Source organism: uncultured Lactobacillus sp., assembly GCF_948948975.1.
In the GTDB taxonomy this organism is placed as follows: Bacteria; Bacillota; Bacilli; order Lactobacillales; family Lactobacillaceae; genus Lactobacillus.
In genome coordinates, this window is record NZ_CARBVX010000003.1 from 112,087 (window position 1) to 133,725 (window position 21,639).

The following is a 21,639-nucleotide window of genomic DNA, read 5'->3' on the forward strand; positions in this document are numbered from 1 at the left end:
AAAGAAGCTGCCGTGCAGCTTCTTTTTATTTTTCAATTTCAAAATTGTTCTCTAAAAAATCATAAATTTCTTCATTTGAATCTGAATTAAATAATTCATTTAAATCATCAACTGAAGTTCCAGCTAGAAAGTCCATAATTTTAGCCAAAATAGTTGAATGCATATCTGGATCATTATTTAAAATCAAAAATAAGAACTTAACTTCCAATGCTTCGCTTGGATTAACCATATTATTAAAAGTAGCTGAATTTCTAAGAGCAATCGGTACAATTAATTGTGCGCTAACATAGTCCCCTTCAGTATGAGGAACTGCAACATCTGGAAGTTCTCTAGATAAAGGTCTCATCGAAATCCCAGTTGGATACTTATCTTCACGTTCAATAATATCGCCTAAAAAATCTTCTTTAACATAGCCTAAGTCATATAATTTTTGAGAAACGGTCTTGAATATCTCGTTTCGATCAGTTAAGTCTGTTACAAAGACAGCTTCTGGATCGAAAAGACTTTTTTTAGTATTCGTAGTAGGTTCCGCCTTTCCTGAGCAAAAATTTCTAGTTTCATTATATAAAACCGATTTCAAAAACACAAAAGTGGGTGTTTCTTTTGGACAATTTTTGTTAAAGTTAGTTAATGTAAAAAATATTCCACCGATAAGAAAGAAAGGTTTTTCCATGACAAAACAAAAAACAGTTTATTTTGGTGCTGGTTGGTTTACTGAAACTCAAAACAAGGCTTACAAAGATGCAATGAGCGCTCTCAATGCTAATCCTACTATTGATTTAGAAAATAGCTATGTTCCTCTTCAAAATCAATATAAAGATATTCGTGTTGATGAACATCCAGAATATTTACATGATAAAGAATGGGCACAAGCAACTTATAATGGTGACTTAGTTGGTATTAAAACTAGTGATGTTATGCTTGGCGTTTATGTTCCTAAAGAAGAAGACGTTGGTTTAGGGATGGAATTAGGTTACGCTATGTCTCAAGGAAAGTATGTTTTACTTGTAATTCCTGATGAATTATATGGTGAATCAATCAATTTGATGAGTTGGGGCGTTGCTGACAACGTAATTAAAATGAGTGAATTAGCTACATTTGATTTCAACCGTCCAAGATATAACTTCTATGACGGTGCAGTGTATTAAGAGATAAAAAATCTGGTAGAGAGTTTCTACCAGATTTTTCTTTTTCTAATCATTATTAGCAATTTCTTCAAAGTTAGAAGTTAAGTCATGGTTAGCCGTTGCATGAACCACTGTGTATTCTCCATTAGTTGTTTGATCAACAAGAGCTACTGGTTCTCCATGGTAAAAGCAAAAAAGATAAGTAATGTGCTGTTCAGCACTTCTACCGTTATAGTTAAAGATTGCAACTACATTATATGTGTCACTATTACTGTCTTCATCAGTAACATTTGGATTCCACTTAAGGCTAATACTATCCATATCTTCAGGATTACGACTATCTTTCTCGCCTGAACTCAATTTGAATTTCCCTTCTGATAAAAAACTTGGATATTCTTGACCAGCCGCAGTCGTTATACTTCCACTACCAGTATAATGCGAATATGGTTGGTGCATTTTATCACCAAAATCATCCATATAACTAATTAACCTATCCGTTTGGTCATTCGACCATAATTTAGTTTCCTTAGTATCTTTCTTTTTTTCAGTTGTAAATTTTTTTGCACTTGAAGAGGCAGCACTATCTTTTCCCTTAACAATTGTTAAATTATTATTCCAATTATTTACATTCTCTTCGGTATTTTCAGATTTAATTACTGGATAAATTTGTTCTAAAACATTTCTATTACTATAATTCGATTTATTTCCGACATAAGTTATCTCTGTTTTATCTTTAGAAATCAAATATCCTACTCGGTCATTTACAGCATATAAGGTACTACCATTTGTAGCACTAATTTCATAGTCGCCAAATTTATGGCTACGATAGCTCTTAATTGTTAAATGACCACTTCTTAATTCATCCGCTGCTTCTCCCCATTTTTTACCATATTTTTTATCTGCGTAAAGAATTGCCCAAGCAGCCAATTGTTTTGCTGGCATCTTTTTTATTTCAGCAGTAGTTAGTCTGCCATTACCACCAGTTATTTTGCTTTCTGCTGAAGAGCGGCCATGTTGATAAATTCCCCAACATCCAGCAACGAGCACTACAATAGCAATAATTACTCCGATAATGATATTTCTTGTTTTAAAATTTCTCTTAGAATTACGAATTTCACTTCTTTTGACTTGTGGTCTTTGCTTAATAGAATTTATTTTTTCCAGTTCTTGTTTACTGTTACCATCAACAGGAGCACCACATGTTGAGCAAAATTGATCATCAGGTTTTAAGGGTGCTCCACATTTTGAACAAAATTTTTTCATTTTTTCACTTCTTTAATCTTTACTAGTATTTATCTTACTTATACTTCATACGTATTAGCTTATCCTAAAACTTCCTAAAGATTAAGCATCAATAATAAAGAAATGGCTCACGTAAGTTTTACCAACGTGAGCCATTCTTTATTTCTTTAATGTATTTATTTCTTCATGCTAGCAAGCATTTGATTAATATCTACAATCCCTGCTTTACCAGCAGCCACAGAATCTGCATCATTACCAATCATTTGACTATTTAGCCAATCAATTACCATAGCCAGATTCATCCCTGCAATTAAGTGAATATTTTGACCACTCATAATCAAACGACTAACTGTGTTGGCTGGTGTACCACCCATTAAATCAGCAAATACTGTTAAATCCTCTTCAGGAATACCGTTAATGGTATCTTGAAATTTCTTTTCAAAATCTTCTGGTCCTTCTTCTGGAAGTAAACATACTACATGAATATGTTCTTGAGGACCCATAATTAACTCTGCACTTTTTTTAACTTCTTCAGCCATCTTACCATGACTGATTAACACTAATTCTTTTGTCATAATATTTTTCCTTTAATTTACTGCTAAATCTTAGCAAGAACACCAACACCGCCAAGAATAACTGAAAGAACTAAAACAATTAAGATAGCCTTAGTTGAGGTCATCTTCTTCTTTCCAAGTAACCAGTAAACAAAGCCAACAATCAAAGCAGGCAAGAGTTTAGGAATGATCATATCTAAGTTATTTTGGATATCCATTGTAACTTTACCAATTTGTGGTACCCAAGCAAACTTAACATTAACCATCGTAGCTACTAAAGCACCCACCATAAATACACCAAGTACTGTAGCAGCATCAGTTAGAGCATTCAAACGATCTCTCATATCAGTAACAAGAGCTACACCTTTATCATAAGCAAACCGTAGTTGCTTCCATCTGAAGAAACAGATAGCAATTTGAGCAGCAATCCAGATAAATACACCTACTGGGTTTCCTTGAGAAGCCATCGAAGCAGCCAGGGCACCGAAGATTGTTGGAATCAAGGCAGCAAAGATTGAGTCACCAATTGCGGCAAAAGGTCCCATTAATCCAACCTTCAAACCAGTAACAGTATCTTTACCTTCAACACCTTCATTTTCTTCAATAGCTAAGTCAATACCAGTAATAATGGTATTGAAGAAGTTAGAAGTGTTAAAGAACTGAACATGCGTCTTCATCATTTCTTGTAATTCTGGAGTATTATCACCATAAATCTTACGAAGTTGTGGCAAGATTAAGAATAAATACCCAGTATTCTGCATTCTTTCATAGTTCCAACCTAGTTGGAAACCGAATAGAGAACGTCTGTTAATTTGATTAAAGTCTTTATCTGTTAATTTATAAGTTGGTTTAGAGTTCATCATCGGTGATTTCCCCCTCTGAAGCTACATTAGTGGATTCTGTAGTAGTTGCAGCTTCATTTGTTCCGCCTTTACCACTGCCACCTTTGCCACTAATTTCATCTTTGTAGTGTAAGATTGCAAATGCTAATCCAATCAAAGCCATTGCAAGCATTGGTAGACCATTGAAAGTTGCAGTAAATGATTTATTTGCTGCTTGAAGACCTGTACCCAAAGTTTGAATACTTGTAAACAAAACTGAGAATAAAGTAGTAAATGTGAATCCCATAATTAAGTAAGCAATGTGCTTCTTAACTGGTAAGTAACGAAGCAAAATAGCAAAACCAACTGCAGGAAGGACAGCACCGGCTACTGTTAAACCAGTACCTAACCACTTTAAGTTTCCGTTTAATGAGTTAGCAATTGTTTGAACTAAGCCACGTCCGAATGCTAAAGCAATAAAGACAGGGATGGCACGAGATAAGGCCCATGGAATTGCACCATAAAGGAAGTTTCTTTCGATTCCCTTATAGTTGTTTTCTTCAATTAAGTGATCAATTCTGTGAGCAAAATAAGTGTTAGCAAATCTTGCTAAAACATCCAATTGAACCATGATTGCAGCTACAGGAACCGCAATTGAAGAAATAGCTACTTGTGGACTCATTCCCTTAATACTTACAGAAAATGCTGTTGCTAAAACTGTACCAGTTGTGGCATCAATCTTAGAAGCACCACCGAAAGTACCAACACCTAAAACCGTAAGTTGCATGGCACCACCAATAATTAAACCGGTTTTTAAGTCACCCATGATCAAACCAGCAATTAAGCCAGCTCCAACTGGTGTATTCAACGATGAATAAATTTGTAATTCATCAAGAATTTCATACCCAGCATAGAGGGTAAGTAGTAATATTTGCCACCAAGCCATAATTAAACCTCCTATTTAATCTTTTCGTTCATTAATTTCATAAAGTCATGAGAATCATCGCTTGGAGTTAACTGAGCTGTGATTCTCACACCCTTATCCGCTATTTTCTTAAAGTCTTCAACGTCTTTTTCCTCAACATTGATCTGCTTAGTCACTTGCTTAGTAGTATCAGTTTGAGACATGGTACCTACATTCAAGGTATCAAGTTTAAGACCTAAGTTAATTAAATCTAAGAAAGCTGCTGGCTTTTTAGCGACAATGAATACTCGCTGATTACCATAACGATCATGAATTAAGTGATCAGCTGCAACCTTTGCTGGCAAAACACTAAGACGAGTAGTAAGAGGCGTAGCCATTCTTAACCCGCTTTTTTGAATATCGCTTTTTGCTGCTTCTTCATCAACAACAATAATGCGATCAACTTGAAGTTTTGGAGTCCAAAGATTAGCTACTTGACCATGGACAAGCCGTCCATCAATTCTAGCTCCCACAATATTCATAGAGATTCCTCCATCTTTTGTAAACACTTTGTAAACGCTTTCTACAATTTCAATCTTAGTATATTAAGTTTTGCTAGTCAACTGGTTGCGACCACTTTTTTAAAATTTTCTAAAGTTACTTGTAAAGGGTATAAACTTTTAAGCTTTATAACGTGATTCACCATTTAGATAGGTTTCACTTACAGTCATATCATGGTTTAATACAACAAAATCAGCTGGGTGATCTGGTTTAATCACTCCACACTTATCAAGTAAATTACAGCTCTTAGCTGGCACATAACTAGCCATCATAACTGCATCTTCAGGTGTTGCCACATTCCAATCAACTACATTCTTAACTGCATCCTTTAAGAGCAAAATACTACCGGCCAAATTATTAGTTTCTTTTAGACGTGCCATTCCGTCTTTAACATAAACTGGTAATTCGCCTAAAACATAGTCCCCATCTGGCATTAAACCTGCTTGCATACAATCTGTAATCAAAGCAATATGTTCTGGTCCACGTGCATTTACCAAAGCACGAACAGCTGGTTCTTCAACATGGTGACCATCGCAGATTAATTCATCAGTTGTTAAACGTGAAGAAAAAGCAGCACCAATAATATTAGGTGAGTGTTGTGACAAACTGTTCATCCCATTAAATGTATGAGTAAATACGCTAGCACCAGCTTCAACACAACCAATAGCATCTTCAAAATCAGAATCTGAGTGGCCTAAAGCAACAACTAGTCCCATTTTTACTGCTTCACGTACAAACTGACGAGCATTTTTTCTTTCAGGTGCCATTGAAATCTTAATTAGCAGGTCATCTGAAGCCTTACGCCATTTTTTCAAAAGCATAATTGATGGATCAGTCATGTACTTTGGATTTTCTGCTCCACCATGCTTTGGAGTAAAGAAAGGTCCTTCAAAGTGCAAACCTTGAATTTTAGCACCAGTTTCTTCACCCTTATGTGCAGCAAACTTTTCACACGTTTCTGTTAATTCTTTGTCACTAGCAGTAATAGTAGTTGGTAGCCAGCTAGTTACACCAGCTTGCAACAAACCGTTCGAGATTTTGTCAATTCCTTCCCAGTCACTCTTCATCGTATCTTCATCAAGCAAACCATGAATATGTGTATCTACATAACCAGGGGCAATCCATTGGTCGCCATATTCTTTAATTAAGCCATGGCTAGGCTTTTCATCTTCTCGATAATATAGACCAAAGTTACCATCATCTTGAACCTCAAGATAACCTCCCTTTTCAGTTCTATTTTCTAAAAAGAATTTTCCTGCATGGATGTAATATGACATAATAGTTAACTCCTTAAATTAATTTATATTTTAATCTGAAACTGTTTTCAAAATTTGAATTTTATTTGATGAATTTGTGAATTGTTACTCCTTTGACAACCCGGTTAACAGTTCCGGTTGGGGATGGAGTATCTGGGGTGTTTCCTACTTTAATTGAAGTAAGCAAGGCAATAGTTTGTCCAAACATAATATCCGGTAAGGCTAAATATGCATCTGGCACTTCTTTTCCAGAAAAGGCAAAGAATTTTCCATCAAAATCTTGCCCCTTTTTAGGCTGACCTACTCCCATTACTAAAGGAACAATTTGATCAGCCTTGATCTCGTCTAAAATATCCAAATCATATTTTCTGGTGTAGGTATTGTTAGAAACAAAATCAAAAACAATAGTCTTCTTATCTAAGAATGACTTAGGACCATGTCTCAATCCCATCGAAGTATCAAATAAGGCTGCTACTTTTCCTGCCGTTAATTCCAAAATTTTAAGTCGTGCTTCTTCAGCTAATCCACCTAAAGCACCACTACCGATATAAGTAATTCGATCAAAATCAATATTAACTAGTTTTTGAATTTCATCTTCACGGTCAATTACACTTTGTCCCATTTCAGCAATTTCATTAACAATTACTTCTTTTTCAGCATCACTTCTAGTATCAAAAACCAATAAAGTAGCTAAACTCATGCATGAAAATGAACCAGTCATCGCAAAGCCTTGGTCTAATGACTTAGCAGGCATTAAAAGAACCAAGCCATTTGTATCATCCTTTAAATCTTGAGCCAAATGTCCTTCTGGAGCACAGGTAATAGCAATTTGATATAAGTTAGTAACTAATTGTTTAGCAAGCTCAACAGTTGCAACTGATTCAGGAGAATTACCACTACGAGCAAAAGAAACCAAAATTGTTGGTGTATCTGCTTCAAGATAATCTTCTGGTGTTGAAACAATTTTAGTTGTATCAATTGCTTCAAAGTCATACTTAGTACGATCCCCATGCTTTCGCAAATAGGGCATTACTGTATTGCCTACGTAAGCACTAGTTCCTGCACCAGTAAAAATCACTTTTACTTTATCGAATTTTTCAGTGATTTTAGCTAAAAAGTTATCAATTTCTGTTTTCTTTTTTATATATATCTTAAAAGTTTCTTTCCATAGAGAAGGCTGTTGTTGAATTTCTCTAGTGGTAATGTCTGCACGCATCTGTTTTAGTTCTGCATCCGTTTTTGTAAACATGAGCCTATTCCTTTCAATAATTAAATTAAATGATTGTATTGACGTGATCGATAAATGAATCTATCTCCTCTAGCAAGAGAAATAGTGAACTCAATCGGCACATTTTTATCATTGATTGCCCGTCTAAAAATCTTCAAGCTTGCATCTCCAGGCTTAACACCTAAAATCTTGCTGTCATTTTCGTCTAAGTTAACTGCTTGTACATCTTCAAAAGCAAGAATACTTTGTTCATTATATTTTTGCTTCATCACTGTATATAAGTTTTCCTTTAGGTCTGACATTTTTAGATTAGGAAAAATTTTTTCAGGTAAATATGTTTCTCCATACATTAGTGGTACTCCATCCGCTAGACGTAACCTAACTAATTTATATGCTTTCTCGCCAGCCTTTAAATTAAGCTGATTTGCAACGTCTTCTTCAGGTGTCACAAGTTCTAATGTGCGGTTTTGTGTTGTTGGCTTGTGTCCTGCTTCAGACATTTGCTCACTAAAAGAATACATACTTCCCAAGTTGGTTTGATCTAGATAAATTGTCGAAACAAATGTACCTTTTCCATGCAATCGATAAATAACGCCACGCTCTTCTAAATCATTTAATGCTAATCGAATCGTATTTCGACTAACACCATATTCTTTCAAAAGTTGTCGTTCACTCGGTAATCGATCATTTGGCTTCATTTCAGTCTTAATTTTCTTTTCGAGATCCAAAATAACTTGCTGATAAAGTGGTTTTTTCATCTTCTAATCCCATCCAATCTTTAACTGGTTAGTACCACCTTCTACAGAATATTCCAGAAAGCGCTTTATGTCAAATCTAAAAAACACGAAACTCATTTTTTCGTTATAATATGAACTATACGTAAATGAAAAATTTAATTTAAAGAAGAAAACTAATTATGTCTGAAATTACTAACAAACAACAACCTCAACATTTAAGTCGTTTAGTCCACGTAGCTAAGGGTACTCGCTACTATGATTTACAATTTGCAGATGGAACAAGAGCACGTTTATATATTATTGCTAAAGGGATCTTTCGTTTAATCGTTGATCCAGCAGCAGAATTTAAACCTTTGACTCCATCATTAACTATCGCAGCAAGTAACTTTAGTCTGCGTCCATTTGAAGATTCCCAGCTTTTAGTAACCGATGAAACTTTTACCATTAAAAGTGGTCAATTTTCACTTCGCTTACAAAAGAATCCAGCTATCTTCAGTATCTTTGACGATCAATTACATCGCTACCGCATGATGCAAAGTAGTCCAATTGAACTTGGTAATGATTATTCCCGTGAATTCCTACGTCAAAACAAAAACGAATTCTACTACGGTGGCGGGATGCAAAATGGAAGCTTCAGCCACAAAGGAAAAATTATCGAGATTAAAAATACTAATTTAACTGGTCCCGGTGCTGTTGCTTGTCCGGAAGGATTTTTCTGGTCAAATGCTGGTTTTGCAGAATTAAGAAACACCTGGAAAGATGGTGTTTACAACTTTAAGAGCGATGATGGAACTACAGCTATTATTACCCACCAAACTCCTATCTTTGATAATTTCTATCTTTTAGGAGATTCTCCGGCAGAAATATTGCGTCAGTACTATAAAATTACTGGTTCACCTCTTTTCTTGCCTAAATATGCCTTAGGCTTGGGTTATCTTGGTAATTACCTTGATACTTGTTGGACAGGAGCTAAGCCTCAAGAAAATAGTGCGATTAAATTTGAAGATGGTAATACTTATAAGATTGCTCACATCGATGATGATATTGTAGCTAAGTCCTCTCTTAATGGAGAAGAACAGTACCAATTTTCTGCACGTGCAATGATTGAAAGGTACAATTCTTATCATCTTCCACTTAGTTGGTTTGTTCCTAACTATGAAAGCAAACAAGACTTAGATAAAGATGAGATGAACAACTTAGTCGATTTTGCAAAAGATCAAAATGTAAAAATAGGATTCTACGGTTCATTACCTACTGATGCACCAGCTAATTTTTTAAAGTTCAAGACTGATCCAGCTAATTTCCCTAATGAAAAAATAATGCAGGACTTTGCTATCGCTAGTGAACCTCTAATCGATAAAAACCAAACCAATCGTCCTTGGGCAATGGCAAGTAACGGTTGGAGTGCTATTCAAACTTTAGCTACTACTGCAAATGAAGGTGTTGGTGGTGAATGGGAACAAATTGCTACTGAAATTGCTAGCTTTTTAAGTATGTCTCTTTCTGGTCAGCCAAATGTAGGAAGTGCTATTGATGGAAAAGAAGGCGGCGGTAATGCACAAGTAAATATCCGTGACTTACAATGGAAAGTCTTTACTCCACTTCTTTACTCAATTGATAATTATGGTAATATCCAAAAAACACCATTTGCATTTAATGCAAAAATGACTAGAATTACTCGCGCCTATCTTAAACTTAGAGAAAAAATCACCCCATATCTCTACACTCTTACCCGCGCGGCCCAAGATGGAATGCCAATTGTTAGACCGCTTTTCTTAGCTTTCCCTCATGAGCGAGTTAACTACACTAACCAAGTTAAACATGAATTTATGCTGGGAAATAACTTACTAATCGCTCCTATTACTAACGGACGAGAAGATCCAAGTGGAGCTTCCTTAAAGGATAACCTCTACTTACCTGACCATCGAACAATGTGGATTGACCTCTTTACTGGTAAGAAATTAATTGGTGGTCGAATTTACGATAAGTTACATTACCCTCTCTGGCATCTTCCGGTATATGTACGCGGCGGTGCAATTTTACAAGAGTCATTAAGAAGTGCACTAGTTTATCCACAAAGTAAGAGTTCAGCTATTTTATATGAAGATGATAATCAAACTAATGATTACGAAAAGGGTCATGCAGCTACTACCCAAATCACTAGTTCTGTTAGCGGATCAAACCTTCATATTACTGTCTATCCAACTGAGGGCAGCTACACTGGTCTTGAAGAAAAACAAATTACTAATCTAACGATTATGTCTGATCGTTATCCTGGCAAAGTTTCTCTTAAACTAAACGATCAATTTGTTCCACTAACTGAATATAACGATCTTGACAGCTTCAATAAAGCTGAAGAAGGTATCTTCTACCAACAAGATTACATGCCATGCAAAGAGTTTGGTTACTTTACTGGTCAACTGCAACCAGCTCTTAGAGTGAAGATGCCGGCTGTCGATATTCATGACAACAAGTTCGAGCTAATGATTGAAAACTTTAGCTACGGTAGTGAAGTAGAACAACATGCGATTATCGATTCAGCAATGGCTTCTCCAAGAAGTGCTGCAATTCTAACTGATCGCTTAACTTCAAAGAGCATTACCATTACATGGACTAATCCAACTAATTTCGCAGATAAAAATATAATGGCCGATATTGAAGTTAACGGAATTGTTCATACTAATATTGACGGTAATACTTTTACTTTCCATGAGCTTGAACCTAATACACGCTACCGCTTCAGAATTAGAAATAAATTCGGTAATAAAGTATCCGATTGGTCAGAATACTTTGGCACCCATACGAAGCGCGATCAGATGGATTACGCCATTTCAAATGTTACAGTTTCGAGTACGGGAGAAAGCGAAGAAGATTTACCAGTCGAAAACCTAACTGATCTAAAATTAGCTAGTGAGTGGCTTTCTAAAGACCAAATTACTAAAGATAGTCCTCTAGACTTAACTTTTAATTTCAACCATATTTATAAACTTAGCCGTATGGTTTATGTTCCTCGTTCACGTGATCGCATTGGTCATGTTTTACGTGTTCAAGTTGCTATTTCCAAAGACGGAGAAAACTTTAGCGACTTCAGTAAAGAAATTAATTGGCCAAACGATGCTAAAAACAAGGTAATTGGCTTAAGAGACGTAGTTGCCAAATCAATTAAACTTAGAATTTTGGCAACTTCTGATAATTTAGCCTCTGGAAAAGAAGTTTTATTCTTTATGGCTAAAGAATAAAATTAAAAAGTCCGAAAAGGAAATGTATAGTCATTTCATCTTTTCGGACTTTTTTCTATAGCTTTTTGTTTCACGTGAAACTAAACGTAAATTTTTCTACTTTTCAACCATTCAAGGCTCAATTCAAACCAATGTGCCAGATGTGGATCAGCTTTACGTTCAGCAGTTGCCAATTCAGGAGTAGCAAGAGAAAAACCATGGCCACCCTTATTAAACAAGTGTGCTTCAAAGCTAACTCTATTTTTTCTTAGGGCAGTAATATATTCAATAGTATTATCAATTAAGACAACTGGATCATCTACTGCTTGAAAAATAAAAGTAGGTGGTGTTTCAGGAGTAACTCCTAACGCTGTATCTAATAAATCCTTCGCAGTTGGCATTTTTTCCTTAGCATAAGAAGGTAAAGGAAAACCAATGTCTTTAATATTAATTAACGGATAACCTAAAATAGTCGCATTTGGTGATACTTTATCATGCTCAAAGTGATATTCAGACTGCCACTTTTTACTTTCTGCCATTACATTCATTGAGCTAACAACATGACCACCGGCTGAAAAACCAATTGTTGTAATTTTATCCTTATCAAGGCCTAACTTCTCACTGTTTTCTCTAAAGTATGCAACAGCAGTTAAACCTGATAAAGCAGCATCAGGATAAATCCTACCAGGATCGGTAGTTAAATTATATGAAACTATTGCTGCATCGAATCCATGAGCTGCATAAGCTAATGCAACTGGTTCGCCTTCTCTTAATGATAAATGATCAAAACTACCACCTGGAAAGACTAACATTAGTGGTCTTTTCTTTAGGAGAAGTTGTGGATTATCTTGCAAACTATAATAAGTAACGTTAAATTCACGACCATTAAAATTTGTTAACGTTAAATTCTCTATTTTCATCTTACAATGCCTCTATTTATCTCTACTTTTTATTTTCTTTATTTGTTAAAGTATGTGCTAAGAATATTGTAGTCAATGGTACTGTTAAAAGCACACCAATAAACGAATATACGATAATTAAAAACTCATCCACAAAAAGTTTATCATTTAAAATTTCAAATAAGGAATAATTTAGTCTCATATACCAAATAAATATTGGAAGAAAACTACCAAATAAACCAAATAAGATTGTATTCATGGCGGTCCCTAATACATCTGCACCAACTTCATTTCCGCTTTCGATTAATTGCTTTTGGGTAATGTTAGGATCATGACGCTTCAACTCAAGTAAACCAGCACTCATTGCAACACTGGCTTCCGCAATTGCACCTAACATTGAAAAGATTGCAACTAAAATTGCGATTTGAGAAAAACTAATTCCTACATTTAATGATAATCCAATTAATTCTTCTCCCGCCTGGTCTCCAAAGCCTTGAGTTTGGGCCAAATTTTCAAACAAGATAATTATCAGCATTACAATTACACTTACACATAAGGCAGTTAAAAAGGCGTTTTTAGCTACAGTATAATCATGGGTTCCTAAATAAATAATCGTCAGTAATTTCAAGGGAATAAATATTGCTCCGACTAATATTATATTTACTCCCCAGGAAATAAGCAGTGCAACTAAAATCAGTAAACAGGCATTGATAACGACGCTTAGATAACTCTTAAAACCAGTTTTTCCTCCGACTATAATCATCAGTATCAAAAGAATTAATAAAAGAGCAGTTAAAGTTGTCATTTTTCTATCACCTCTGCTTTTTTATTTCTTAAAAATACAGCACTACATAGAGTTGCAAAAATCACTGTCAGTACAATTCCAATTGCTGAACTTAAACTCTGGATGACCCCTAAAGAAAGAGTATATTTAAAGGTATAGACTAAAGTATTATTATCTCTTAGATACAAAATTGTCATTGGTAAGGCTTCAGCCATAAAAATTAAAACCAATACATTTATTAATGGCCCCATAATTTCTTGCCCTAAAGTTCGTCCGCTAATAAATAGTTCTTTAAATTTTAGGTCGGTCTTATGTTTTGCAAGTGCATAAAGACTAGAAACAATATCAGTTGCTTCATCCATGACCGCTCCAAGAACTCCTAGAATTGTTTGAGATAAAAATAAAGCTCGTGGATCTTGAGTAGCATAGTCAACTGCTTCATAATCAATTCCACGTTCATGAGTTAATCTCATAACTAAATAAAAGATACCAAAAGAGATAAAAACCCCTAACAAAGTAGCAGTTAAAGTCACCAGCATTTTTTGATTAAAGCCTTGTACTATGACTAGAGAAACAAAAGTAAACAGTATTGCTGCAATACTATAAATTAAGAAAATTCTTGTTCCATTTTCCCTTACATCACTCTTAATTACAAAATAAAAAATTATACTATTTAAGATCATTGAAATTAAAAGTAAGCTAGCTTGTTTTCCTGTAATTAAAACAATTACACTAATCGTCAAAAACATGCTTAAAACAACAACCCAGTCACGTTTTGGTTCAACTAATTTAGGTTTCCCTTTAACAAATGAAACAATTACACGCTGATGTGGTTTATACTTTTGTGAAATCGCTTGGGACGGAGAATAAGTATTAGTAACTAAGAATGTCTTCCCCTTATATTTTCCGGACAAAATTTTTAGATGTAGATTTTGTTGACGTACCTCGTCTTTGTTTTCATAGTTGTCTTTTGTCTTATCAACCAATGTATCTTTTATTTGACTATCAGTAATGACCGCAATTGGCCTACTTGCAAAAGCAGTTGAAAAATAGGTAATTAGAGTAAAAAATATTCCAACAAATAAGACTGCTAAACTAAGCCAAATTTTTGCATTCTTCTTCACTTTTTCGCCTTCCCTAAATAATTCAATGGTTAGTATGCTACTATAGTAGCATTAAAAGTTTTTACTAATTATTAAAAAATAGTAATTTATCTGAGGTAGATTTAATGGAACTTATGATTTCAACTTTTACCCTAGCAATTGCCGCGGCAATCAGTATTATTATTGCTCAAGCAATTGATAAGGTATCTGTTAACTATATAAGCATGCTCGTTGGAATAATTATTGGTCTTATCCCCTTCCTAAATAGCCAAATTGCTAGCTTTGATTCAGAAATTTTTATGGAACTGATCGTAGCTCCGCTTCTTTTTTTCGAAGGCCAAAAAACTAGAATTCATAATATTAGTAGAAGAATTAAAGAAATTATTGGATTAACCGTGGTCATGGTTTTACTCGCCTTAATTGTAGGCGGCTTTAGTATCCATTTTCTTGCTGGCATCAGTCTTCCACTTGCATTTATTATTGGGAGTATTAGTACACCAACGGATGCAACGGCAAGTGAAGCCGTAACTAATGGTTTACGAATGCCTAGACGAGTAACAACTTCATTAAAGGCTGAGTCACTTTTTAACGATGCTTCCGGTATTATTTTACTTAATATGAGTTTACTTTGGTTTGCTAATGGTTATATCAACTACGGTCAAACAATTTATGACTTCTTTATTTCTTCATTAGGAGGAGCAGTATTAGGATTTGCAGCAGCTTGGATAATCATTATTTTTCGTCAAAGTCTCATTAGATCAAGATTTAATTCTTTAAATGCCCAAAACTTAATTTATGTCCTTACTCCTCTGGCACTTTATGCCTTTGCAGAAGAATTACATGTTTCTGGAATTATCGCTGTTGTGGTTGCCGGCTTATTACATAATGCAGAGTCTCAACAGAGTTTGCTCCTTAATTCAAGACAAATCCATATGGGACGAGATTTGCAAAATCTTATTTCAGATATTTTTAACAGTATGGTTTTTATAATTTTGGGATTAATGATGGTTAGAATATCCCGTAATAAATTATTTAATGGAGATCTATCAAAATGGATTCTCGTAGGCTTCATTGTTTACCTTGCTAATTTACTTGTTCGTTATATCTATGGGCGTTTAATTATTCGTTATGATCGACGAGAAAGCACTGTATTTTCACTTGGCGGTATTCACGGAGCAGTTACATTAGCTTTAGCTTTAACAATTAATGCTACTTTTTTAGGAACTAAAAATTACAATCTAGTTATTATGTCTGAAGCAGTTTTAATTATTTTGAGCATGCTTGTGCCTACTATTGTATTTCAATTTATTCTTCCCCATGAAGTTAGTGATGAAGAAGCACACATTGTTATAGAAAAAATCCGTAATGAAATGGTTAAACAAGCCTTAATTTCTATCCATAAAATGTACCTACCTAAAAGAGTAAAGCGACACGTCATCTATACTTTGCTTAATCAAAAAAGAGTCGTTAAAACTCGAGAATACATGCGAGTTTTGTTTAAAACAATTGATCAACCGAATTTAACTAAGTCCGAACAGTATTTACAACGTCTGGCCTTTTTTAGAGCCTTCGCTGTAGAAAGAGAGTATTTGGAAATGATCGGACAAAAAGAAAGCAAATATCGCACATATATCTTAAGCCTTTATAATGATGTTCTTTTAGCTGAATCACTAATTATCGAACCTGAAGACGAATAAATAATTCTGAGAAAAAGTCTAAAATAAAGAAAACACTGGTATATCATTGTTAAAATAAATATTGATATACCAGTGTTTTTATTTTCTAAAGAGTTATGGTCTAAGTCAAATTAAGACTTATTTATCAGACTCAATTATTTTATTTATTAAAAAAGCGATCCCACCAATGGTGTTTTTTCTTAGGACGAATTTGCATTTGAGCTAAAGTACGATGAATATTTTCTTCTACCTGCTGCTTACGACGCTTTTCTTCGTTCTCTCTAGCTTTTTTTAAAATTTCTTCATGAGCCTCTTGCTCACTTTTTTGTTCTTCAGTAATCTTTTTGGCAGCTTCCTGATCTTTCTCATTAGCTTTTTCTTTAAAATCGTCTGATTCTGGCTCAGCTAATTGGTGTGAACGATCAATTAATTTTTTATTTTGAGCTTCAACACGCGCTACCTGCTTTTGCAAATCTTCAATTGCTTTATTCTGATTTGCAATAGTATTTTGTAGCATCGTTAAAAGTTTAACTACTTGATCAGCATCAACAGTGGCAGTATTAGTAGCAACTGATTTTTGCATTTTTGCTGCTTTTTTAGCTTCTTCAGTTTTTTTATCGCTTACTGCAAAAATCTGTCTTGCTGCTTCTTGCAAGGTTAAATCAGCATTTTTAGACAAAGCTCTAAAAGCTTTTAAATCTTCAATATCCTTTGCCGAGTACAAGCGAGACTTTTGCTTGGTTCTTTCATAGTAATCTTTATTTCCAGTAACCTTTTCCACGATTAACGAATACTTTCTTAACGTTGCTACGCTAATATGAAGTTCTTCCGCCGTTTTTGCTGGGACCTCAAGTTCTTCAAAATTATGGTCGCTTGCCATCCTAAATTCTCCCTTTACTTAAACTAAGTTTAATCATGTTTATGTAACAAAGTCTTCTTATGATCGTAGCGTTCGATTGCGTAATCAATTAATTTAGTAATTAAGTCAGTATATGGAATTCCAATCTCTTCAAATAACTTAGGATACATACTAATATTAGTAAAGCCTGGAAGAGCATTTACTTCTGTTAAAACAACTTCATTATCTTCAGTACGAAGCATCGAATCGATACGAGCCAAGCCACTACATTCAGTTGCTTGGAACACTTTTAAGGCATTTTTTCTAACTGTTTCAACAATTCCCTCAGGAAGCTTAGCGGGAATTTCTAAAGTTGATGTTGAGTCATCATCATACTTATTTTCATACGTATAGAATGAATCTTTTGCATTAATAATTTGACCAACACCTGCAACGATTGGCTTATCATTTCCTAAAACAGCAGTTTCTACTTCAGTACCGTGAACAGTTTCTTCAACTAAAACCTTGTCATCATATTTAAAGGCCTCAGCTAAAGCAACCTTGTATTCTTTTTCGTTAGTAACATGACTTACACCAACTGAAGAGCCTTGGTTTGATGGCTTAACAAATAAATCTGAACCCAATTGGCTAGCTACGTATTCATAGTCTAACTTCTCGTTATCTGGATCATTATATTCAAAACGCTTAACTGCAATCCATTTTGCTACAGGAACACCAGCACGTTGAGCGAGGATCTTAGTCATTTCCTTATCCATCGTTACAGCTGCAGCTAAAACATCATCTCCAACAAATGGCTTATCTAAAACTCTAAATAGTCCTTGTAGACAACCATCTTCACCTAAATTTCCGTGTACAATTGGAAAAAATACGTCAATTTCAGGACGATCTTTTAGTTCAATAATATTAGAAATATTAGCTACTTTATGAGGATTAGCCACTTCCATTTTTGGATTATCTAATACTTTACGAGAATCTGTATCATCAGCTAAGTATCCATCGTTAGTAATCCACATTGGATAAACATCAAATTTATTAGTATCAATTTCTTCATAAATGTTGTGGGCAGACATGATAGAAACTTCATATTCTGAAGAATTTCCACCGAAGATCAAACCTACCTTAATTTTGTCAGTCATATTTTTATCTCCTTTTTGTCCTCGAAACCTTATTATAAACAATCGTGACGCTATAATGCATTAATTTCGAAAAAAAGTCTAAAAAGAATGAAATTTTTTTATAATTACGGTATATATATTACTATCATTCTACTATCTGATTTGCTAAAAGGAGTAAATATGACGTTTACAAAAAAAGCAGCCGTTTTTTTAGCAACTATTGTGTTAAGTATAGGCCCTTCCACCGTTATAGCTACTACCACACAGGCTGCAACATTTACTAAAGAGGAAATTCAAGAAGTTCATCAAATTCAAAATCAATATAAAAACTTACCTAAGGAAAATTTTAACATCAGCAATCTTTATGCCAACCCACCTCATCTAACAGCTCCCTTTTCACCAGGCTCTATTAAAAATTCTTATATCAATTCTCAATTAGATTATATTAACTTTTATCGAGCTTTATTTGACTTACCAAGTATTTCAACAAATAAAACAGATAATGATAACGCTCAAATCACGGCGAGCGTTATGGCTGCAATCAAAGCTAATCCATTCACTAACCAACATGGTCTACCTAGTGAAACTAGACCCGATTATATTAGCGATATGTATTGGACAATTGCCAAAAACGTTTCTGCAAGTTCAAATTTAAATTTTAACGTAAGTAATCAATCCGCTGGTGATGTAATCACAGATCTATTGACTGACACCTACAATCTCGATGGGTCAGACACTGGACATCGTGCATGGCTTTTATCTAGTCGACTTACAACTACAGGTATTGGCGCGGCTTACGGTGAAAATAATTATCGCTATTCTGTTCAACAAGTTGCTTATCCGAGTGATGGTTACAAAGCAGCTGCAAAAAGTACAGTCGCTTATCCAAATAGTGGCGTTTTTCCAATTGAATTACTTCAGGGAAACAATATTGCCTGGTCGCTCTATTTATCTGATAAAACTATTTCTGGTACTCCTAAAATTACAATTACTGATCTTGACACCGGTCAAACTAGTCAAGCAATAAAAGTTAATAACTTTAGCAGCAAGGGATACGGCTATTTTGATACTATACTGACCTACTTTCCTGGAGACATTAAGTTAGTCTCAGGACACGAATATAACGTAAATATTTCTAATGTCTATCAGTACAGCTTTAAGCTTTTTAATCAAGTCGCTGCCAACCAACCAAAATTAGAAATTTTGGAAGATAAAACTAAGACTAAAAATAAGGTTAAAAATTCATCTACTATCTCATCTTCTCAAAATATTAAAGAAAGTACTGATAAAACGACCCGCAATATCTTAAAACAAGTTGATGATCCATCTTCGAATATAACCATCAAATCCGCTCTCTTACTTCAAGCGGAAGAGTTACGGGATTCTTTAAATAAAAATCGTCGAATGAACCCTATAGTTTTTGGTCGCTCTTATCAAGATGGGTACTCTTACTACAATTTAGGCGAAGATCAATGGTTCCATAATTTTTATGTTTACAATAACCCAGACCTAACTGCAGGCGTAGTAAATATTGATAATCACTCTCTTGATACCAATATTTACACTAGCCCTTATCCGAGCTTACAAAAACAAACTTCTAATCACGTTACCTCTGGAAAAAGCTATGCTTATGGGCAATCCATTACAACTAACCATACAACCTGGTATTATCTTGGTAAAAAACAATGGATTCGGCAATTTAATTAATAAACTAATACTCTAAAAAAACTTATAAAGTAACTAATTATATTATTTAAGAATAATTAATAGTTTCAACTTGATTTAAAGCTTAATTACTGTAAAAATAAGTATTGAGAAATGGTTGAGGACCCTTACAAGAGCCATTATGGCTGTTGCAAATTACAATTATTTTATACCCTAACTACTTTACACTTACTTGAATACAATTAAGCTCATCCAATCCGGCGCCATTTCTTAGAAAAAGGTCTCAGGTTAAAACCTGAGACCTTTTTTGCATCTTTATTTAAAATTTTTATTTGACACTAGTAATTTGCCAAGTAATAGTACTAATTACAAATAAAACTACTCCAACAATTACTAATTCCAAGAAAATCCCACTAGCTATCTCTAAAAAATAACCAATATTTAAAATAAAGCCTTCAACCTCAAAAATTGTTGGAATAAATGCTAGTAATCCAAAAATCCCAATCAAGCAAATTGATGCTCTCATTCCTCCGGCAGCAAACATATGAATTAAACGTCGAGTTGAGACAACTTCTTGTAATCTTCTAATCTGCTGATAAACTAAAATACCGACAAAAATAATTATCAAAATACTCAAAACTAATAATACTATCTCGATATTTGCCATTAATGTAGTATTTGCTAAACCAAAACTCGTTATAATTGCATACAGACCGCTATTTTTATTTTTCCTGAGCTTTTCTTGTACTGATTTAGCTTCCATGGATGAATTATCATCTATTTTCGTTAAAATAATTTTTCTAATTTGGCTAGCTAAACTAGAATTTTCAGCTCTAAATAAATGGATACCTAAAGTATAATCAATCATTGCATCTGCAATTGGTCTCGTTTGTTCAACAGTAAGGAGATTATTAGTGCTATTATTACTACTTCTGTCAGCACCAATTGCCGCAGCGAAATTATCAAACTTCTGATTAATATATCGTTCAGCAACTACTCCGTTACTTTCCTTTGCAATTTGGCTTTTCATAAAAATTGGATTCATAAAAGTTACTAAGCCAAAAAATAAGACCACAATTGTAAAAATTGCAATTCCAAAGGATCTTTTATCATGCACAGTTTGAGCTTGGTCAATTCTCCGTAACTCACTGCGTGTGCGTACTGCCATTTCCTAGACCTTCCTTAAAAATTAATTGTCAAACATCTCATTGATTGTTTGGGTCAAAGTAGCTAATTCATATTTTTGTAAAGCAGATTTTGCTTCACCAATTGTTTGATCTATTTTAGCCTCATCAATTGATAGAAATGTTGACATAAAAGTTTTTACCATTATATCAGAAATTTGATCTGCATCTAAATCCAATTCGGTACGTTTTATATATAAACTTCCGCCAGCTGTGATAATAAAGTTTAAGCCAATTTGCACCTGACGATCATTCCCTAGATCATGCTTAACTCCTTCATCTTTAAGCCAATTATCAAAAATTTGACTCCACCGATCAAGGGAATTCCTATCACTTAAAATGCTTTTAACTACACGTTCTACCCCTTCATCCTGAATACCTTGTTCTAAAATTAAATAAATAAAAATTTTCATTTTAGAATATGTATTTAATTCTTTAAAGTCAGTCGCATTTAAACTCTTTAAAACAGCGGTCATAAAATTGGTAACAATGTCCGTAATTAACAGATTTTTATGTGGATAGTATGATTGGAGTAATGATTTAGAAATCCCGGACTTATCGGCAATCATTTGCAAAGATACATTCTCCATACCTCTTTTTTTTAAAAGAATAAAAGTATTACGTAATATTTCATGCCGTCTTACTAAATTTTTTTGTCGTGCCATATCTTTTTCCTCGTACTATTCAGTCTATTCCTATACAGTAT

The 21,639-nt window shown here is 34.2% G+C and carries 20 protein-coding genes; 4 read left to right on the top strand and 16 right to left on the bottom strand.

What is annotated here, in order from left to right; genetic code table 11:
• Window positions 1-25: 25 nt before the first annotated feature.
• On the bottom strand, window positions 26-586 hold the full coding sequence (locus tag Q9R40_RS02475; protein ID WP_304676159.1) for a PTS sugar transporter subunit IIA: 561 nt from the start codon (window positions 584-586) through the stop codon (window positions 26-28).
• 85 nt (window positions 587-671) lie between these two features.
• Between Q9R40_RS02475 and Q9R40_RS02480 the strand changes: the two genes are divergently transcribed.
• The gene (locus tag Q9R40_RS02480) at window positions 672-1,148 is read left to right on the top strand and encodes a nucleoside 2-deoxyribosyltransferase (protein WP_004896117.1); all 477 of its coding nucleotides are present in this window, start codon (window positions 672-674) and stop codon (window positions 1,146-1,148) included.
• A gap of 45 nt (window positions 1,149-1,193) precedes the next feature.
• On the opposite strand, the gene Q9R40_RS02485 is transcribed toward Q9R40_RS02480, so the two are convergent.
• The 8 genes from Q9R40_RS02485 to Q9R40_RS02520 form a co-directional block, all read right to left on the bottom strand.
• The gene (locus Q9R40_RS02485) at window positions 1,194-2,390 is read right to left on the bottom strand and encodes a zinc ribbon domain-containing protein (protein ID WP_304676162.1); all 1,197 of its coding nucleotides are present in this window, start codon (window positions 2,388-2,390) and stop codon (window positions 1,194-1,196) included.
• A 155-nt stretch (window positions 2,391-2,545) separates the two neighbouring features.
• Window positions 2,546-2,944, bottom strand: coding sequence for a PTS sugar transporter subunit IIA (locus Q9R40_RS02490; RefSeq protein ID WP_304676163.1), 399 nt, complete (start codon window positions 2,942-2,944; stop codon window positions 2,546-2,548).
• A 23-nt stretch (window positions 2,945-2,967) separates the two neighbouring features.
• The gene (locus Q9R40_RS02495; RefSeq protein ID WP_023599088.1) at window positions 2,968-3,786 is read right to left on the bottom strand and encodes a PTS system mannose/fructose/sorbose family transporter subunit IID; all 819 of its coding nucleotides are present in this window, start codon (window positions 3,784-3,786) and stop codon (window positions 2,968-2,970) included.
• Window positions 3,773-4,690 carry a PTS sugar transporter subunit IIC gene (locus Q9R40_RS02500; RefSeq protein ID WP_023599087.1) on the bottom strand — a complete coding sequence of 306 codons (918 nt, stop codon included), beginning with the start codon at window positions 4,688-4,690 and terminating at the stop codon, window positions 3,773-3,775. The genes Q9R40_RS02495 and Q9R40_RS02500 overlap by 14 nt, the downstream gene beginning before the upstream one ends.
• 11 nt (window positions 4,691-4,701) lie before the next feature.
• A complete protein-coding gene (locus tag Q9R40_RS02505) occupies window positions 4,702-5,190 on the bottom strand; it encodes a PTS sugar transporter subunit IIB (protein ID WP_023599086.1) in 489 nt (162 codons plus the stop codon).
• A 138-nt stretch (window positions 5,191-5,328) separates the two neighbouring features.
• Window positions 5,329-6,486, bottom strand: a complete 1,158-nt coding sequence (gene nagA, locus Q9R40_RS02510) for an N-acetylglucosamine-6-phosphate deacetylase (RefSeq protein ID WP_053106821.1) — start codon at window positions 6,484-6,486, stop codon at window positions 5,329-5,331.
• A gap of 61 nt (window positions 6,487-6,547) precedes the next feature.
• Window positions 6,548-7,714 carry an SIS domain-containing protein gene (locus Q9R40_RS02515; RefSeq protein ID WP_304676167.1) on the bottom strand — a complete coding sequence of 389 codons (1,167 nt, stop codon included), beginning with the start codon at window positions 7,712-7,714 and terminating at the stop codon, window positions 6,548-6,550.
• A gap of 20 nt (window positions 7,715-7,734) precedes the next feature.
• A complete protein-coding gene (locus Q9R40_RS02520) occupies window positions 7,735-8,451 on the bottom strand; it encodes a GntR family transcriptional regulator (protein WP_304676169.1) in 717 nt (238 codons plus the stop codon).
• Window positions 8,452-8,609: 158 nt separating this feature from the next.
• Between Q9R40_RS02520 and Q9R40_RS02525 the strand changes: the two genes are divergently transcribed.
• Window positions 8,610-11,669 (top strand): DUF5110 domain-containing protein, encoded by a 3,060-nt coding sequence (locus tag Q9R40_RS02525; protein ID WP_300722307.1) that lies wholly within the window; start codon window positions 8,610-8,612, stop codon window positions 11,667-11,669.
• A gap of 80 nt (window positions 11,670-11,749) precedes the next feature.
• Here Q9R40_RS02525 and Q9R40_RS02530 read toward each other — a convergent pair whose 3' ends face one another.
• Genes Q9R40_RS02530 through Q9R40_RS02540 form a run of 3 tightly spaced genes read right to left on the bottom strand, consistent with a single transcriptional unit; the run spans window position 11,750 to window position 14,455 of the window.
• A complete protein-coding gene (locus Q9R40_RS02530) occupies window positions 11,750-12,568 on the bottom strand; it encodes an alpha/beta hydrolase (protein ID WP_304676171.1) in 819 nt (272 codons plus the stop codon).
• A gap of 22 nt (window positions 12,569-12,590) precedes the next feature.
• The gene (locus Q9R40_RS02535; RefSeq protein WP_300592138.1) at window positions 12,591-13,352 is read right to left on the bottom strand and encodes a YibE/F family protein; all 762 of its coding nucleotides are present in this window, start codon (window positions 13,350-13,352) and stop codon (window positions 12,591-12,593) included.
• Entirely contained in the window at window positions 13,349-14,455 is a 1,107-nt protein-coding gene (locus tag Q9R40_RS02540) for a YibE/F family protein (protein ID WP_023599079.1), read from the bottom strand. The genes Q9R40_RS02535 and Q9R40_RS02540 overlap by 4 nt, the downstream gene beginning before the upstream one ends.
• Window positions 14,456-14,559: 104 nt before the next feature.
• Here Q9R40_RS02540 and Q9R40_RS02545 point away from each other — a divergent pair, with 104 nt between their 5' ends.
• Window positions 14,560-16,131, top strand: coding sequence for a sodium:proton antiporter (locus tag Q9R40_RS02545; protein WP_300592134.1), 1,572 nt, complete (start codon window positions 14,560-14,562; stop codon window positions 16,129-16,131).
• A 139-nt stretch (window positions 16,132-16,270) separates the two neighbouring features.
• Here Q9R40_RS02545 and Q9R40_RS02550 read toward each other — a convergent pair whose 3' ends face one another.
• Together Q9R40_RS02550 and Q9R40_RS02555 are read right to left on the bottom strand one after the other, a co-directional pair.
• Window positions 16,271-16,990, bottom strand: a complete 720-nt coding sequence (locus Q9R40_RS02550; protein ID WP_300592132.1) for a transcriptional regulator — start codon at window positions 16,988-16,990, stop codon at window positions 16,271-16,273.
• Between the two features lie 29 nt (window positions 16,991-17,019).
• A complete protein-coding gene (locus Q9R40_RS02555; protein ID WP_304676176.1) occupies window positions 17,020-18,105 on the bottom strand; it encodes a D-alanine--D-alanine ligase family protein in 1,086 nt (361 codons plus the stop codon).
• Window positions 18,106-18,264: 159 nt separating this feature from the next.
• Between Q9R40_RS02555 and Q9R40_RS02560 the strand changes: the two genes are divergently transcribed.
• On the top strand, window positions 18,265-19,791 hold the full coding sequence (locus tag Q9R40_RS02560) for a CAP domain-containing protein (protein WP_304676177.1): 1,527 nt from the start codon (window positions 18,265-18,267) through the stop codon (window positions 19,789-19,791).
• 286 nt (window positions 19,792-20,077) lie between these two features.
• On the opposite strand, the gene Q9R40_RS02565 is transcribed toward Q9R40_RS02560, so the two are convergent.
• Entirely contained in the window at window positions 20,078-20,917 is an 840-nt protein-coding gene (locus Q9R40_RS02565; RefSeq protein ID WP_155692521.1) for a hypothetical protein, read from the bottom strand.
• 21 nt (window positions 20,918-20,938) lie between these two features.
• On the bottom strand, window positions 20,939-21,598 hold the full coding sequence (locus Q9R40_RS02570; RefSeq protein ID WP_271328576.1) for a TetR/AcrR family transcriptional regulator: 660 nt from the start codon (window positions 21,596-21,598) through the stop codon (window positions 20,939-20,941).
• Window positions 21,599-21,639 lie beyond the last annotated feature (41 nt).

What these genes read in the sequence shown, in the direction of transcription:
- Q9R40_RS02520 (WP_304676169.1), bottom strand. Translation starts at nt 8,451, where the DNA reads ATGAAAAAACCACTTTATCAGCAAGTTATTTTGGATCTCGAAAAGAAA.
- Q9R40_RS02530 (WP_304676171.1), bottom strand. Translation starts at nt 12,568, where the DNA reads ATGAAAATAGAGAATTTAACGTTAACAAATTTTAATGGTCGTGAATTT.
- Q9R40_RS02525 (WP_300722307.1), top strand. Translation starts at nt 8,610, where the DNA reads ATGTCTGAAATTACTAACAAACAACAACCTCAACATTTAAGTCGTTTA.
- Q9R40_RS02555 (WP_304676176.1), bottom strand. Translation starts at nt 18,105, where the DNA reads ATGACTGACAAAATTAAGGTAGGTTTGATCTTCGGTGGAAATTCTTCA.
- Q9R40_RS02480 (WP_004896117.1), top strand. Translation starts at nt 672, where the DNA reads ATGACAAAACAAAAAACAGTTTATTTTGGTGCTGGTTGGTTTACTGAA.
- Q9R40_RS02500 (WP_023599087.1), bottom strand. Translation starts at nt 4,690, where the DNA reads ATGGCTTGGTGGCAAATATTACTACTTACCCTCTATGCTGGGTATGAA.
- Q9R40_RS02485 (WP_304676162.1), bottom strand. Translation starts at nt 2,390, where the DNA reads ATGAAAAAATTTTGTTCAAAATGTGGAGCACCCTTAAAACCTGATGAT.
- Q9R40_RS02535 (WP_300592138.1), bottom strand. Translation starts at nt 13,352, where the DNA reads ATGACAACTTTAACTGCTCTTTTATTAATTCTTTTGATACTGATGATT.
- Q9R40_RS02515 (WP_304676167.1), bottom strand. Translation starts at nt 7,714, where the DNA reads ATGTTTACAAAAACGGATGCAGAACTAAAACAGATGCGTGCAGACATT.
- nagA (WP_053106821.1), bottom strand. Translation starts at nt 6,486, where the DNA reads ATGTCATATTACATCCATGCAGGAAAATTCTTTTTAGAAAATAGAACT.
- Q9R40_RS02495 (WP_023599088.1), bottom strand. Translation starts at nt 3,786, where the DNA reads ATGATGAACTCTAAACCAACTTATAAATTAACAGATAAAGACTTTAAT.
- Q9R40_RS02565 (WP_155692521.1), bottom strand. Translation starts at nt 20,917, where the DNA reads ATGGCAGTACGCACACGCAGTGAGTTACGGAGAATTGACCAAGCTCAA.
- Q9R40_RS02570 (WP_271328576.1), bottom strand. Translation starts at nt 21,598, where the DNA reads ATGGCACGACAAAAAAATTTAGTAAGACGGCATGAAATATTACGTAAT.
- Q9R40_RS02560 (WP_304676177.1), top strand. Translation starts at nt 18,265, where the DNA reads ATGACGTTTACAAAAAAAGCAGCCGTTTTTTTAGCAACTATTGTGTTA.
- Q9R40_RS02490 (WP_304676163.1), bottom strand. Translation starts at nt 2,944, where the DNA reads ATGACAAAAGAATTAGTGTTAATCAGTCATGGTAAGATGGCTGAAGAA.
- Q9R40_RS02550 (WP_300592132.1), bottom strand. Translation starts at nt 16,990, where the DNA reads ATGGCAAGCGACCATAATTTTGAAGAACTTGAGGTCCCAGCAAAAACG.
- Q9R40_RS02545 (WP_300592134.1), top strand. Translation starts at nt 14,560, where the DNA reads ATGGAACTTATGATTTCAACTTTTACCCTAGCAATTGCCGCGGCAATC.
- Q9R40_RS02505 (WP_023599086.1), bottom strand. Translation starts at nt 5,190, where the DNA reads ATGAATATTGTGGGAGCTAGAATTGATGGACGGCTTGTCCATGGTCAA.